Below are 14,036 nucleotides of genomic sequence, written 5' to 3'. Positions count from 1 at the left end.
TCAGGGCCGCCAGCCGGTCTGGGCGGCCCACTGGTCGGCCCGCAGGTACTCCTCGTCGAACCACGGGTCCCGGGCCGTGCCGGAGTCGCCGGCGGCGGGTGCCGCATCGACCAGGTCCCGCTTGAGTTGCAGGTACGCGGCGCGCTGATCCGGGTCGGCCCGCAGGTGGTCGCGCATCAGCAACGCGTACCGCCAGCCTGGCGACCCGTCCAGCCGCACGTGCAGGCGAACGGGACGAGCCGGGTCCGCGCTACCGTGCAGCCGCTTCTCCCACCGACCGCTGCCGGCCGGGCGCGGGTCGTCCCACCACTGCCCCGGCACCCGCGGGAACCCGGCGTTCGCCAGCCGGTCGGCCAGCGCCCCGTCGGCGTCGGCGAGGCTGGAGACGGCCACCTGCACGTCGATGACGTCCTGGGCGGCGAGGCCGGGCACCGCAGTCGAGCCGATGTGGTCGATCCGGAGGGCGTCCGAGCCCAGGGTGTGCCGAATCCGGGCGGCCAGCCGCGCGTACTGCTCCGGCCAGCTCGCGTCGGTCCCCACCGGTTCGTCTTCGCCCGGCGGGACCACCCGCCGTTGACGCAGGTTGTCCTCGTAGGGCCGCAGCCGTTGCCGCCAGAGCGTGTCGACGGCGTCGTGCAACGCCGCCAGGCTTCCGTCGTTGCCGAGCACGACGTCGGCCGCCGCCCGGCGACGGGCGTCGTCGGTCTGGGCGGCGATCCGCCGCTCGGCCTCCGCGTGACTCATCCCCCGGTCGCGCACCAGCCGTTCCAGTCGGGTCGACACGGCCGTCTGCACCACGACCACCAGGTGGTACGTGGGCGCGAGACCCGCCTCGACCAGGAGCGGCACGTCGTTGACGACGATCGCGTCGGGAGGTGCCGCGGCGGCCAGTTCGGCGGTACGGGCCCGAACCCGGGGGTGGGTGATCGACTCCAACCGCCGGCGGGCGGTCTCGTCGGCGAACACCACCGCGCCCAGTGCGGCACGGTCCAGCGCGCCGTCGGCGTCGAGCACCGCGTCGGTGAAGGCGGCGACGATCTCGGCCAGCCCCTCGCTGCCCGGTGCGACGACCTCTCGGGCCACCCGGTCGGCGTCGATGAGCACCGCTCCCCGCTCGACGAGTCGCGCCGCCACCGCGCTCTTGCCCGACCCGATTCCGCCGGTCAACCCCACCCTCAGCACCCGACCAGTCAACCGGATCACCAGCCCTGCCGCCAAACCCGCCACGATCGTGCCCGCGACCGACGCGGCCTCCGCCCCGACGCCCCGCGACCGACGCGCCCCGCGCCCCGCGCCCCGCGCCCCGCGCCCCGCGCCCCGCGCCCCGCGCCCCGCGCAAGATCGTGCTCGATCCAGGTTGTAGTGGTGTCCTGGTTGTTCGAGGCCCCTGTATCCAGGATCGAGCACGATCTTGCGAGCCCTGCTCGTCGGGGAGATCCACATCATCGTCCGGCACCGCGACGACCCGGGCGACGAGGTCCGGTGGTCGCCTGGGAACGGCGAAGGCCCCGCCCCCGACGATCCGTGGATCGTGAGGGGCGGGGCCCGTCGTCGTTCAGTCGTTCAGCGGCTCACTTACCGCCGGCGAGCTTCTCCCGCAGTGCGGCGAGCGCCTCGTCGGTGGCCAGCGTGCCGGCCGGCTCCTCGGCCTGCCGGCTCGGGGCCGGGCTGGACGAGGAGGTGGTGCCACCGCCACCGGTGCCGCCAGCGGCCGGAACGACCGGAGTCGGGTTGGCGGCAGCCTCGGCGTCGGCGGCCCGAGAGGTCTGCACCTGCTTGGTGTGGGCCTCCCAGCGCTGACGAGCCTCGGCGTACTGGTTCTCCCAGGTCTCGCGCTGCTTGTCGTACCCCTCGAGCCACTCGCCCGTCTCCGGGTCGAAGCCCTCCGGGTAGATGTAGTTGCCCTCGGTGTCGTACGTCGCGGCCATGCCGTAGAGGGTCGGGTCGAAGTGCTCCTCGCCCTCGACGAAGCCCTCGTTGGCCTGCTTGAGCGACAGCGAGATCCGGCGGCGCTCCAGGTCGATGTCGATGACCTTGACCATGACCTCGGAGCCGACCTGGACGACCTGCTCCGGGATCTCCACGTGGCGCTCGGCCAGCTCGGAGATGTGGACCAGGCCCTCGATGCCGTCGTCCACCCGGACGAACGCACCGAACGGCACCAGCTTGGTGACCTTACCCGGCACGATCTGCTGGATCGCGTGGGTGCGGGCGAACTGCCGCCACGGGTCCTCCTGGGTCGCCTTCAGCGACAGCGAGACGCGCTCGCGGTCCAGGTCGACGTCCAGGACCTCGACCTCGACCTCCTGGCCCACCTCGACAACCTCGGACGGGTGGTCGATGTGCTTCCAGGACAGCTCGGAGACGTGCACCAGACCGTCGACGCCGCCAAGGTCGACGAAGGCGCCGAAGTTGACGATCGAGGACACGACGCCCTTGCGGACCTGGCCCTTCTGCAGCTTGTTGAGGAACTCGGTGCGCACCTCGGACTGCGTCTGCTCCAGCCAGGCCCGGCGGGACAGGACCACGTTGTTGCGGTTCTTGTCCAGCTCGATGATCTTGGCCTCGAGCTCACGCCCGACGTACGGCTGCAGGTCGCGCACACGACGCATCTCGACCAGGGACGCGGGCAGGAAGCCCCGCAGCCCGATGTCGAGGATGAGGCCGCCCTTGACCACCTCGATGACCGAACCGCGGACGACGCCGTCCTCGTCCTTGATCTTCTCGATCGTGCCCCAGGCCCGCTCGTACTGTGCCCGCTTCTTGGAGAGGATCAGACGACCCTCCTTGTCCTCCTTCTGGAGGACCAGGGCCTCGATGTGGTCGCCAACCGTCACAACCTCGGCGGGGTCCACGTCGTGCTTGATCGACAACTCCCGAGAGGGGATGACACCCTCGGTCTTGTAGCCGATGTCGAGCAGGACCTCGTCCCGATCGACCTTGACGACGGTGCCTTCGACAATGTCGCCGTCATTGAAGTACTTGATGGTCTCGTCGATCGCGGCGAGGAATGCCTCCTCGGAACCGAGATCGTCGTGGGTGACCCGGGTGGCGCTCGAGGGGGCCTCGATGCTGCTCGTCATGTGGGCGGTTGCTCCGGTCGGTGGGTTGTCACAGCAGGCTTGTGTCGCAGTGACCTGTTCGCGCCAGCGGATCCGCCGCCGGGCACACCGAACGATCGCCTAGTGAGATCATGATGTGGCTCCGACGACCGCGCACCTGCTCCCTGCCGAGGCAACGCGATCCGCGAGCGCATCGTCTAGCCTACCGTGCGCATTACCACAGCGTGCAAGCCCTCCCGGCTTCTCTCCGCGCGGTGACCTGCGAAAGACGAACAATCGCCCGGAAAAGACCCCTGCTGTCTCGTGCGTCACAGCAGCCTCAGGAGTCGCCTCGGCCCGCGCTTGATCGACTCGACCTCCGGGACGTCCCAACGGCCCGGACACCTCGAGCACACGGAAACCGAGTCGATCAAGGGCACCCACGTAAGGAGTAGCGCAGATCTTGGACGCGCCGCCGCGCCCAACGGGTGGGTGGGGCCTAGCGTGAGCGCGTGGATGACGACAGCCGGGTCACCCGGCGCCGGGTGGGTGACGCCGAGGCCCGGCGCGCCAACCGCGGCTGGTGGGACACCGACGCCGACGACTACCAGGCTGAGCACGGCGCGTTCCTCGGCGACGTGGACTTCGTCTGGTGCCCGGAGGGCCTGCGCGAGGCCGACGCCCGGCTGCTCGGGGACCTGCCCGGCCGACGGGTGCTGGAGGTCGGCTGCGGTGCGGCCGCCGCCGCCCGCTGGCTGGCCACCCAGGGTGCCCGGCCGGTCGCCTTCGACCTGTCCGCCGGCATGTTGCGGCACGCGGCCGAGGCCGCCGACCGCACCGGGGTACGCGTACCGCTGGTGCAGGCCGACGCACTCGCCCTGCCGTTCGCCGACCGGTCGTTCGACCTCGCCTGCACCGCCTTCGGCGCCATCCCGTTCGTGGACGACTCGGCGACCCTGCACGCCGAGGTGCACCGGGTGCTGCGCCCCGGCGGGCGGTGGGTGTTCTCGGTGACCCACCCGATGCGGTGGATCTTCCTCGACGACCCTGGCGAGGGCGGGCTGACCGCCGTGCACTCGTACTTCGACCGCTCCCCCTACGTCGAGCAGGACGAGTCCGGCGTCGCCACGTACGTCGAGCAGCACCGCACCCTCGGCGACCGGATCCGGGAGCTGGTCGGTGCCGGCTTCCGCCTGCTGGACCTGGTGGAGCCGGAATGGCCGGAGGGGCACGAGGGCCTCTGGGGGCAGTGGAGCCCGCTGCGCGGTCGGCTCTTCCCCGGCACCGCCATCTTCGTCACCGACAAGCCCGCGCAGTGAGCGCGTCGCACCCGCAGTCCGCCCTGCGTCGCATCGACCACCGGTAGGCTCGTCCCATGAGCGCCGAGCCCATCCCGACATCACCTGGCCCCTGGTGTCCGGACCCGATGCGGCAGCAGCGTGCCGACTACACGCTGGAGGACCTGCTCACCCTGCCGGACGACGCCCCCCGCGTCGAACTCGTCGCCGGAGTAATCCAGGTGACACCCTCCCCCACCCTGGGCCATCAAGACATCTCGTTCCTCCTGCGCATGTGGCTGCACTCGCGTGTGCCAGCTGACCTCCGCATCGCTCAGGCCGTCGGAGTCGGGCTCAGTTTCAACGCCAGCCGACAACCGGACGTCCTGCTGTGCCGGGCCGAGGTGCCGTCCGGCCGGTCGCTGCTGCGTCCGGCGGACGTGGTCCTCGCCGTGGAGATCGTCTCGCCGGGGACGCGACGGATCGACCGATTCGCGAAGCCCGGCGAGTACGCCGCCGCCGGCATTCCCTTCTACTGGCGCATCGAGCAGGACCCGGTGCACGTCTACGCGTACCGGATCGGCGACCGGGTGGGTCCCGGCGGTGAGCGGCAGTACGAGCTGGTCGCCGACGGCGCCGACGTGATCGAGCTGGCCGAGCCGTTCGACATCAAACTGCCGATCGCCGAGATCACCCCGTAGCGTGTCGCCGGAACGGCCGTTTCGCCGCGCCGGTGTCGGGTAGCCGAGGAGCATGGCCGAGCAGCGATTCCGCAGAGGCGACCAGGTTTCCTGGTCGGCCCACGGCAGCCGCGCGTACGGCGTGGTACAGGACACGATCACCGAGCGGACGCGGATCAGTGGGCGGGCGGTGAACGCGGCCCCCGACGACCCGCAGTACCGGGTCCGCAGTGACGGCACGGGCCGCGACGTGGCCCACCGACCCGAGGCGCTGCGTCATGAGCAGAGCTGACGACCAGGGCCGGGACACCTATCGGGAGTTCACCGAGGCGGTGAACATGAAGCCCCGGGAGCTGTCCACGTGGCTGGAGACCGACGAGTCGAAGCAGGTGGGCTGGCACAAGGGCGGTCGCGCCGGTGGCGGCGAGTCCGTCGGACACGAATCCGGCCGGAAGATCATCAACCTGCTCCGCCGCAAACGGGGCGACCTGTCCGAGGGCGACTACAAGCACATGCGCAAGGTGGTCGGCTACGTACGCCGACACATGGCGCAGCGCCCCTCCGGCAACGTCCGCGACACCAAATGGCGCTGGTCCCTGATGAACTGGGGCCACGACCCGATGAAGTAGCCCGTGGGCCCGTCCCCACCACGGCACTCCGCGGCGAGATCCGCAACTTCGGCGAAGTTGCTGCCTCAGAACCCCTCGACCCAGCACTTTCCCCGAAGTTGCACAGATCTTGCTACGAGGCGCACCGCGCCAGCGCCGACAGCCGGTGCCCCGGCGAGGGTGGCGGCACGGGCGGACACAGGCGAGCGGAAACGGGTGGGCGGCACGGGTGGGCAGCACGGGTGGGCGGCACGGGTGGGCAGCACGGGTGGGCGGCACGGGTGGGCTCGCTTGATCTGGCCAGCGCCCACCATGCCAATGGCCGGGACCAGGATGACCCGGTCAGGGGTTCCGGGGCAGCCCGACCCACGCAGGGATCAAGCCTGACCGCCCGGAGTGGGTCGGGCTGCCCCGGAACCCCCACACCGCAACCAACACAAGGTCAGTGATCAGCGCTGTTCCAGTCGCGGCCCTCGCCGACCGACACCTCCAACGGCACCGACAGCGGGTACGCCCCGCCCATCTCGTGCCGGACCAACGCCTCCAACGCCTCCCGCTCGCCGGGGGCGACCTCGAAGACCAGCTCGTCGTGCACCTGCAACAGCATCCGCGAGCGCAGCCCGGCCTCGCCGAGCGCGGTGTCGACGTGCAGCATCGCCACCTTGATGATGTCGGCCGCGGAGCCCTGGATCGGGGCGTTGAGCGCCATCCGCTCGGCGATGTCCCGGCGCTGCCGGTTGTCGCTGACCAGGTCGGGGAGGTAGCGGCGGCGACCGAGGATGGTGGAGGTGTAGCCGTCCTGGCGGGCCCGGGCGACCACCTGGTGCAGGTAGTCGCGCACCCCGCCGAAGCCGGCGAAGTAGTTTTCCATCAGCCCACGTGCTTCCTCGGTGTTGATCCCGAGTTGCTGGGACAGGCCGAAGGCGCTCAACCCGTACGCCAGGCCGTAGTTCATGGCCTTGATCTTGCGGCGCTGGTCGGGGGTGACCTCGTCGAGCGGCACCCCGAAGACCGACGAGGCGGTGGCGGCGTGGAAGTCGGCGCCGGAGTTGAACGCCTCGATCAACGCGTCGTCCGAGCTGAGGTGCGCCATGATGCGCATCTCGATCTGGCTGTAGTCGGCGGTGAGCAGGCACTCGTACCCCTCACCCACCACGAAGGCCCGACGGATGCGCCGGCCCTCCTCGGTGCGGATGGGGATGTTCTGCAGGTTGGGCTCGGTGGAGGAGAGCCGACCCGTGGCCGCGACCGTCTGGTTGAAGGTGGTGTGGATCCGGCCGTCGTCGGAGACCGACTTGAGCAGGCCGTCGACTGTCGACTTGAGCTTCGCCACGTCCCGGTGGCGCAGCAGGTGGGCCAGCACCGGGTGCGGCTGCTGCGCGTAGAGCCACTGCAGGGCGTCGGCGTCGGTGGTGTAGCCCGTCTTGATCTTCTTGGTCTTCGGCAGGCCCAGCTCGGTGAAGAGGATCTCCTGCAACTGCTTGGGTGAGCCGAGGTTGAACTCCCGACCCACCGCCTCGTACGCACCCTGCGCGGCGGTCTTGACCTCACCGGCGAAGTGCGCCTCCAACTCGTGGAGATAGTCGTTGTCGGCGGCGATGCCGGTGCTCTCCATGGTGGCCAGGACCCGCATCAGCGGCAGCTCCACCCCGGCCATCAGCCGGGCCGACTGCTCGCCGTCGCGGGACAACTCGGCGTCGATCGCGTCGGCCAGGTCGAGGGTCGCGCGGGCCTGGAGCATCAGGTTCTGCTCGACGACGCCTTCGTCGCCGAGCCCGTCGAGGGTGAGCTGACCGGACTCCGGGACGTCCACCCGCAGCTCGCGGTGCAGGTAGCGCAGCGCCAGGTCGGTGAGGTCGTAGGAACGCTGGTCGGGGCGGGCCAGGTACGCGGCGATCTGGGTGTCGCGGACGATGCCGGCGAGCTGCCAGCCGTGTGCGGCGCTGGCCAACACGGCTGGCTTGCTGTCGTGCAGCACCTTGGGTCGTTGCGCGTCGGCCAACCAGGCGGCCAGGGCGCCCTCGTCGGTGGCGTCGAGCCCGGTGGGGTCGACCCAGGCCGCCGCGCCGCCGGCGGTGGCCAGCGCGAGACCGGTGATCGAGGCGGTGTGTCGACGGTTGGGGCCGGTGTCGAGCTTGACCGCCAACCCGACCGGGGTGCCGGCCGGGACGTGCGTGCTGAGCCAGCCGGCCAGCGCGCCGGGCTCGGTGAGCACCTCGCCGGTGAGGTCGAAGCCGGACTCGGCCTCCGGCTCGACCGACTCCAGGTACTGGTAGAGACGGTCGCGCAGGATGCGGAACTCCAGCGTGTCGAAGACCTGGTGCACCGCCTCCCGGTCCCAACCGGTCCACCTGGCGTCCTCCGGGCGCAGTGGCAGCTCCAGGTCGGAGACCAGGCAGTTGATCTCGTAGTTGCGGATCACGTCGGCGAGCCGCTCCCGCAGGCTGTCGCCGGCCTTGCCCTTGATCTCGTCGGCGCGGGCGATGACGCCCTCCACGCCGCCGTACGTGGTGATCCACTTGGCGGCGGTCTTCGGGCCGACACCCGGGATGCCGGGCAGGTTGTCGCTGGTCTCGCCGACCAGCGCGGCGAGGTCCCGGTACTGCTGTGGCGGAACGCCGTACTTCGCCTCGATCGCCGCCGGGTCCATCCGGGCCAGGTCGGAGACGCCCTTACGCGGGTAGAGGACGGTGATCTGGTCGTCGACCAGCTGGAACGCGTCGCGGTCGCCGCTGCTGATCAGCACCGTCATGCCCTGGTCACGCGCCTGGCAGGCCAGGGTGGCGATGACGTCGTCGGCCTCGAAGCCCTCCTTCTCCACCACCGGGATCTGGAGCGCCGCCAGGACCTCCTTGACCAGGCTGACCTGGCCCTTGAAGTCGGTCGGGGTCTCGCTGCGGCCGGCCTTGTACTCCGCGTACTTGTCGGTGCGGAAGGAGCGGCGGGAGACGTCGAAGGCGACGACGATGTGGGTGGGCTGCTCGTCGCGCAGCACGTTGATCAGCATCGAGGTGAAGCCGTACACCGCGTTGGTCGGCTGACCCGTCGTGGTGGAGAAGTTCTCCACAGGCAGGGCGAAGAAAGCCCGGTATGCCATGGAATGTCCGTCGACGAGAAGCAGGCGCGGTGTCGTAGCTGTCACGGCAGCGACTCTAGCCCGTCCTACCGACAACCCTGGCCGGCGGCACCACGCGCGCCGACGACAAAACGCACAGCCCGCCGCGCGACGCCGACGTCAGAACGGACGCCCGCCGCGACGGCGACGGCCGGCCACCCCGCACGGGATGACCGGCCACCACACAGGTCACTCAGGCGACGCCGAGGTACGCCTCCTTGACCGCCGGGTCGTGCAGGAGCTGCTCGCCGGTGCCCTCCTTGACGATCCGGCCAGTCTCCAGCACGTACCCCCGGTGGGCCCGGGAGAGCGCCTGCTGGGCGTTCTGCTCGACCAGCAGGATGGTGGTGCCCTGCTCGTTGATCCGCGTGATGATCTCGAAGATCTGCTGGATCAACTTGGGCGCCAGCCCCATCGACGGCTCGTCCAGCAGCAGCAGCTTCGGACGGGTCATCAGTGCCCGACCCACCGCCAGCATCTGCTGCTCACCGCCGGAGAGCGTGCCACCGGCCTGCTTCCGGCGCTCGTGCAGCCGGGGGAACAGGTCGAAGACCATGGACAGGTCCTTGGTGATCTCGGCCTTGTCCCGACGGGTGTAGGCCCCCATCTCCAGGTTCTCCAGCACGGTCATGCCGGGGAACACACCACGTCCCTCCGGTGACTGCCCGATGCCCCGGATCACCCGGAGGTCGGCGCGGAGCCGGCTGACATCGTTGCCCTCGAACTTGATGCTGCCGCCGGAGATGGCGTGCAGCCCCGAGATCGCCTTCATGGTCGTGGTCTTGCCGGCGCCGTTCGCGCCGATGAGCGCCACGATCTCGCCCTGGTCCACGTGCAGGCTGATGCCGTGCAGCGCCTCGATCCGACCGTAGAGCAGCTTCAGGTTGTCGATCTCAAGCAGCATCCTCGACACCTCCCAGGTAGGCCGCGATCACCTTGGGATCGTCGCGCACCTCGGCCGGCGACCCCTCGGCGATCTTCTGCCCGAACTCCAGCACCACCAACCGGTCCACCACGCCCATGACCAGGCGCATGTCGTGCTCGATCAGCAGGACGGTGACGCCCGAGTCGCGGATCTTGCGGATCAGCTGCAGCAGTGCCACCTTCTCGGCGGGGTTGAAGCCGGCGGCTGGCTCGTCGAGGCAGAGCAGGGTGGGATCGGTGGCCAGGGCCCGAGCGATCTCCAGTCGACGCTGGTCCCCGTACGACAGGTTGCGGGCCAGGTCGCCGGCGCGGCCCTGGATGCCGACGAACTCCAGCAGCTCGCGGGCCTTCGCCTTGCCCTGTCGCTCCTCCCGCCAGTGCCGCGGCAACCGCAGCAGGGCGCTCGGGACGCTGGTCTTGTGGTTGGCGTCCGCGCCGACCTGCACGTTTTCCAGTGCCGTCATCTCCGGGAAGAGCCGGATGTTCTGGAAGGTACGTGCGATGCCCATCTTGGTGATCTGGAACCGCTTACGGCCGCTGACCTTCTCGCCCCGGAACCGGATCTGCCCGGTCGTCGGGGCGTAGACGCCCGTCATCGCGTTGAAGCAGGTGGTCTTGCCCGCGCCGTTCGGGCCGATCAGCCCGAGGATCTCCCCCTCGTAGAGGGTGAAGTTGACGTCGTTGAGGGCCACCACGCCGCCGAACCGCAGCGTGACGTGGTCGACCTCCAGCAGCGGCTTACGACCATTGGTCGGGGTCGGCTCGCTGACCACCTCGTCCGGTGTGGACGAGGTCTCGGGCGGGGTACCCACCGTCGTCCGGGCATCGATCGCCATGTCCCGCTCGCTGGTGGCGTCGCGCTCGCTACCCATCCGTGGCTCACTCAACGACAGCCACCTCCTTCTGCCGGTCCTTGAGCTCGGCGGCGCGCCGCCGGTTCGGCCAGAGACCCTGCGGTCGGAAGATCATCACGATGATCAGCAGGATCCCGAAGATGAAGTAGCGCAACGACGTCGGGCTCACGTCGAAGTCGTTACCGAAGACGGTAGCCGTCTCCGGCAGGCCGAAGACATCACCCACCGACCGCAGCCACTCCGGAATGTAGATGACCAGGAAGCCACCGAGGATCGCACCGCCGATGCTGCCCGCGCCACCGAGCAGCACCGCCGCCAACACCAGAATCGAGTTCTCCAACGAGAACGTCGAGGAGTTGACGAAGTTGGCCTGGCCGGCCCACAGCGTGCCGGACAACCCGCCGACCGCCGCGCCGATGGCGAACGCCCACAGCTTGAACCGGAAGGTCGGCACGCCCATCAGCTCGGCCGCGTCCTCGTCCTCACGGATCGCGACCCAGGCCCGACCCACCCGGCTGTTGGCCAGGTTACGGATCAGGAAGACGACACCGATGATCACGGTGAGCAGCAGCCAGTAGTACGGCTTGAACTCGAACTGGAAGATGGCGCTACCGTCCGGGTTCTTGCCCGGCGGGTGAGCCACCTGCGGGATTCCCCGGTCACCGTTGAAGATCCAGTCCTGGTTCTTGGCGATGATCCGGATCATCTCCGCGAAACCGAGCGTCACGATCGCCAGGTAGTCACCACGCAGCCGCAGCGTCGGAGCGCCCAGCAGCACACCGGACAGGAACGCCAGGGAGACCGCGATCGGCACCGTGACCAGCCAGGGCCACGGGCTCTCCAGCCAGTTGTACTCGGTGATCAGCTTGCTCTCCGGCGACGTCAACAACGCCACCGTGTACGCGCCGACGGCGAAGAAGCCGAAGAAGCCCAGGTCCAGCAGGCCCGCGTACCCGACCACCACGTTGAGACCGAGCGACAGCAGCACGATCCACGCGCAGTAGAACAGCACCGCCGCCATGTCGTTGCGCGTCGTGTACAGCGGGATCCACAGACCCGGAATGTTCAGGTACTCGTAGAACCACTTGTTCGGCAGGACGTAGAGGAAGGCGACGAAGGCCAGCAACCCGGTGATCCGGGCGGACTTCGGCAGGCCGTCGACCCGCCGACCGAAGGCACTCGATGCGGAGTGCCAACGCTCTCGCAGAGCGGTCATGCCCGCGCCCTCCCCAACGACTCGCCCAGCAGACCGGTCGGCCGGAACATGAGCAGGACGATCAACACCACGAACGCGATGAGATCCCGCCACTGCGAGCCGAACAGCGCCGACCCGTAGTTCTCGACCAGACCCAGCAGAATGCCGCCGATCGCCGCGCCCCGCAGGTTGCCGATACCGCCCAGCACCGCGGCGGAGAACGCCTTGAGGCCGAGCAGGAAGCCGATGTTGTACCGGGTGTTTCCGCTCTTCATGTCACTGAAGACAGCGGCCACACCGGCCATCAGACCACCCAGCACGAAGACCAGTGCGATCACGCGGCTCTTGTTGACACCCATCAGCGCGGCGGTGTTCGCGTCCTGCGCGACCGCGCGGATGCCCTTGCCGAAACGGGTGCGGTTAACGAACCAGTCCAGCCCGACCATCATCAGGATGGCCACGCTCAGCGTCAGCATCTGCACCGGCGTGACGCTCCAACCACCGATGCTGAACAGCGTGTCGGAGGGCAGCAGAGCCGGCGAGCCGACCTGGCGGCGCTGGGTCAGCGTGCCCATCAACTCCATCAGCGCGTACGACGCGCCGATGGCCGTGATCAGGAAGGCCAGTGGTGGCGCGTTGCGCCGCCGTAGCGGACGGTATGCGGTAACCTCGATCAGTAGTGCGACGCTGCCGGACAGCAACGCCGCCGCCACGATCGCGAGTGCGATGAGGAGCAGCGCCTTACCCACCGACGGAGCGCCGCTGTTGCTATCAAGCCCGAAGGCCGCCCAGGTCCAGATGGCACCGAACGTGCCGATCATGAAGACCTCGGAGTGCGCGAAGTTGATCAGGCGAAGTACGCCGTAGACGAGGGTGTAGCCAAGGGCGATGAGCGCGTAGATCGCTCCTTGCACCAACCCGGTTGTGGTCAGTTCCGGGAAGCCCCGGACGAGTTCTGCAAAGTCCACCGATGCTCCGAAGGGTGTTGCGCTGAGTCGACGCGGCCGGGGTTACACACCCCGGCCGCCTCGAAACAGCTCTGTTCGTCACGCCCTCAACCTGTGACCCCCAACGGGATCAGGCCTTCGGGACCTCCACGTCAGGAGCCCACGCACCGGCCTTCGCCTTGAAGGCCCACACCTTGACCTGCGCCGGGTCCAGCTCGCCGGTCGGCTCCCACTTGTAGGTCACGCCCGAGGCGGAACCGGCCTTGTTGTAGGTGGAGAGGAAGGCCTGGATGTCGGCGCGGGTGGTCTTGCCGCCCTTGATCGCCTCGAGGTAGATGTTGGCCAGGTCGAACGACACGTCCGCGTACACACCCGGGTCCACGTTGTACTTGGCCTTGAAGTCGGTCACGAAGGTGCCCTTGGCCGCGGTGGCGGGGCCACACGGGCAGGTCGCGATGGTGCCCTCGACGTCCTTCTGCCCGGTCACCGACAGCATGTTGGCGTCGTTGATGCCGTCGCCGCCGATGAACGTGCCGGTCCAGCCCGCAGCCCGCAGCTGCTTCAGGAACGGCGCCGCCTCCTCGGTGTAACCCGCGTAGAACAGCACCGTCGCGCCGCTGGTCTTCACCTTGGAGATCTGCGCACCGAACTCCTGCGCGTTGTCGACGACCTTGTCGGTGCCGATGATCAGCGAACCGAGGCCCTTCTTGGCCTCGTCAGCCAGACCCGCGCCGTACGCCGACTGGTCGTCGATGACGAAGGCCTTCTGGGCCTTCAGCACGTTCTTGATGTAGCTGGCGATCGCCGGACCCTGGGAGAAGTCGTTACCCACACCGCGGTGGAAGACCTTCCAGCCCTTCTCCGAGAGGCTCGGCCGCGTGGCCGACGGGCTGATGACGGCGAGACCCGCGGTGTCGAAGATCGGCAGCGCGACCTCGCTCTCACCGGAGAACGCCGGTCCGACCATCGCCACGATCTTCGTGTCGGCCGCCGCGCTGGTCGCGAGGCCACCGGCCAGGTCGGCCTTGCCCTGCGAGTCGAACGCCTGAACGGTGACCTTGCAGTCCGCGTTCTCCGCGTTGTACTTCTCCACGGCCAGGTCGGCACCCTGCTTCATCGGGGTGACCAGGCCGGCGTCGGCGCCGGAGAGCGCGCCGAAGAAACCGATCTTGAGGTCGCACGCCTTGTTGGCGGAACCTTCCGACGTGCCCTCGTCCTTCTTACATGCGCTGGCGCCGCCGGCAACAAGCGCCAAGATGGCGACGCTGCCGAGGACGCGCACGAAGTTTTGCCTCAAGGCTGGAACCCCTCCTCCGTCCAGAAGCCCGCCGGCACCTGGCAGAACGCCAAGGCGACAACGGACCGGACCGTTCACCCGGTCTGGGGCGGGACGTT

11 protein-coding genes and 1 pseudogene are annotated in these 14,036 nt (G+C 69.1%); 4 read left to right on the top strand and 8 right to left on the bottom strand.

Features of this window, described 5'->3' with window-relative positions; translation table 11 throughout:
- Together coaE and rpsA are read right to left on the bottom strand one after the other, a co-directional pair.
- A complete protein-coding gene (coaE, locus tag AB0A90_RS22895; RefSeq protein WP_357251289.1) occupies positions 1 to 1,182 on the bottom strand; it encodes a dephospho-CoA kinase in 1,182 nt (393 codons plus the stop codon).
- A gap of 389 nt (positions 1,183 to 1,571) precedes the next feature.
- Entirely contained in the window at positions 1,572 to 3,083 is a 1,512-nt protein-coding gene (gene rpsA / locus AB0A90_RS22890; RefSeq protein WP_357069728.1) for a 30S ribosomal protein S1, read from the bottom strand.
- A gap of 470 nt (positions 3,084 to 3,553) precedes the next feature.
- Between rpsA and AB0A90_RS22885 the strand changes: the two genes are divergently transcribed.
- The 4 genes and pseudogenes from AB0A90_RS22885 to AB0A90_RS22870 all read left to right on the top strand — a co-directional run.
- Positions 3,554 to 4,360 (top strand): class I SAM-dependent methyltransferase, encoded by an 807-nt coding sequence (locus tag AB0A90_RS22885; RefSeq protein ID WP_357251286.1) that lies wholly within the window; start codon positions 3,554 to 3,556, stop codon positions 4,358 to 4,360.
- Between the two features lie 56 nt (positions 4,361 to 4,416).
- The gene (locus tag AB0A90_RS22880) at positions 4,417 to 5,019 is read left to right on the top strand and encodes a Uma2 family endonuclease (RefSeq protein ID WP_357251283.1); all 603 of its coding nucleotides are present in this window, start codon (positions 4,417 to 4,419) and stop codon (positions 5,017 to 5,019) included.
- A 52-nt stretch (positions 5,020 to 5,071) separates the two neighbouring features.
- Complete coding sequence (locus tag AB0A90_RS22875; RefSeq protein WP_357251280.1) at positions 5,072 to 5,290, top strand: DUF2945 domain-containing protein; 219 nt, start codon at positions 5,072 to 5,074, stop codon at positions 5,288 to 5,290.
- A pseudogene (locus AB0A90_RS22870) lies at positions 5,277 to 5,624 on the top strand (DUF3140 domain-containing protein); the annotation flags it as partial. The gene AB0A90_RS22875 and the pseudogene AB0A90_RS22870, both read left to right, overlap by 14 nt.
- 424 nt (positions 5,625 to 6,048) lie before the next feature.
- On the opposite strand, the gene polA reads toward AB0A90_RS22870, so the two are convergent.
- The 6 genes from polA to AB0A90_RS22840 form a co-directional block, all read right to left on the bottom strand.
- Positions 6,049 to 8,748: a DNA polymerase I gene (gene polA / locus AB0A90_RS22865; RefSeq protein WP_357251278.1), complete on the bottom strand. Its 2,700-nt coding sequence runs from the start codon at positions 8,746 to 8,748 to the stop codon at positions 6,049 to 6,051.
- 166 nt (positions 8,749 to 8,914) lie between these two features.
- Positions 8,915 to 9,625 carry an ABC transporter ATP-binding protein gene (locus AB0A90_RS22860; protein ID WP_357251275.1) on the bottom strand — a complete coding sequence of 237 codons (711 nt, stop codon included), beginning with the start codon at positions 9,623 to 9,625 and terminating at the stop codon, positions 8,915 to 8,917.
- On the bottom strand, positions 9,615 to 10,481 hold the full coding sequence (locus AB0A90_RS22855; protein WP_357251444.1) for an ABC transporter ATP-binding protein: 867 nt from the start codon (positions 10,479 to 10,481) through the stop codon (positions 9,615 to 9,617). The genes AB0A90_RS22860 and AB0A90_RS22855 overlap by 11 nt, the downstream gene beginning before the upstream one ends.
- A gap of 43 nt (positions 10,482 to 10,524) precedes the next feature.
- Positions 10,525 to 11,715, bottom strand: a complete 1,191-nt coding sequence (locus tag AB0A90_RS22850) for a branched-chain amino acid ABC transporter permease (protein WP_357251272.1) — start codon at positions 11,713 to 11,715, stop codon at positions 10,525 to 10,527.
- Positions 11,712 to 12,662 carry a branched-chain amino acid ABC transporter permease gene (locus AB0A90_RS22845; protein ID WP_357251269.1) on the bottom strand — a complete coding sequence of 317 codons (951 nt, stop codon included), beginning with the start codon at positions 12,660 to 12,662 and terminating at the stop codon, positions 11,712 to 11,714. The genes AB0A90_RS22850 and AB0A90_RS22845 overlap by 4 nt, the downstream gene beginning before the upstream one ends.
- 109 nt (positions 12,663 to 12,771) lie before the next feature.
- The gene (locus AB0A90_RS22840; RefSeq protein WP_357251266.1) at positions 12,772 to 13,938 is read right to left on the bottom strand and encodes a branched-chain amino acid ABC transporter substrate-binding protein; all 1,167 of its coding nucleotides are present in this window, start codon (positions 13,936 to 13,938) and stop codon (positions 12,772 to 12,774) included.
- Positions 13,939 to 14,036: the final 98 nt, after the last annotated feature.

Source organism: Micromonospora sp. NPDC049204 (assembly GCF_040647935.1).
Taxonomy (GTDB): Bacteria; Actinomycetota; Actinomycetes; order Mycobacteriales; family Micromonosporaceae; genus Micromonospora.
Note: the sequence above shows the minus strand (reverse complement) of the source record. Positions and strands in the feature narration are given on the sequence as shown.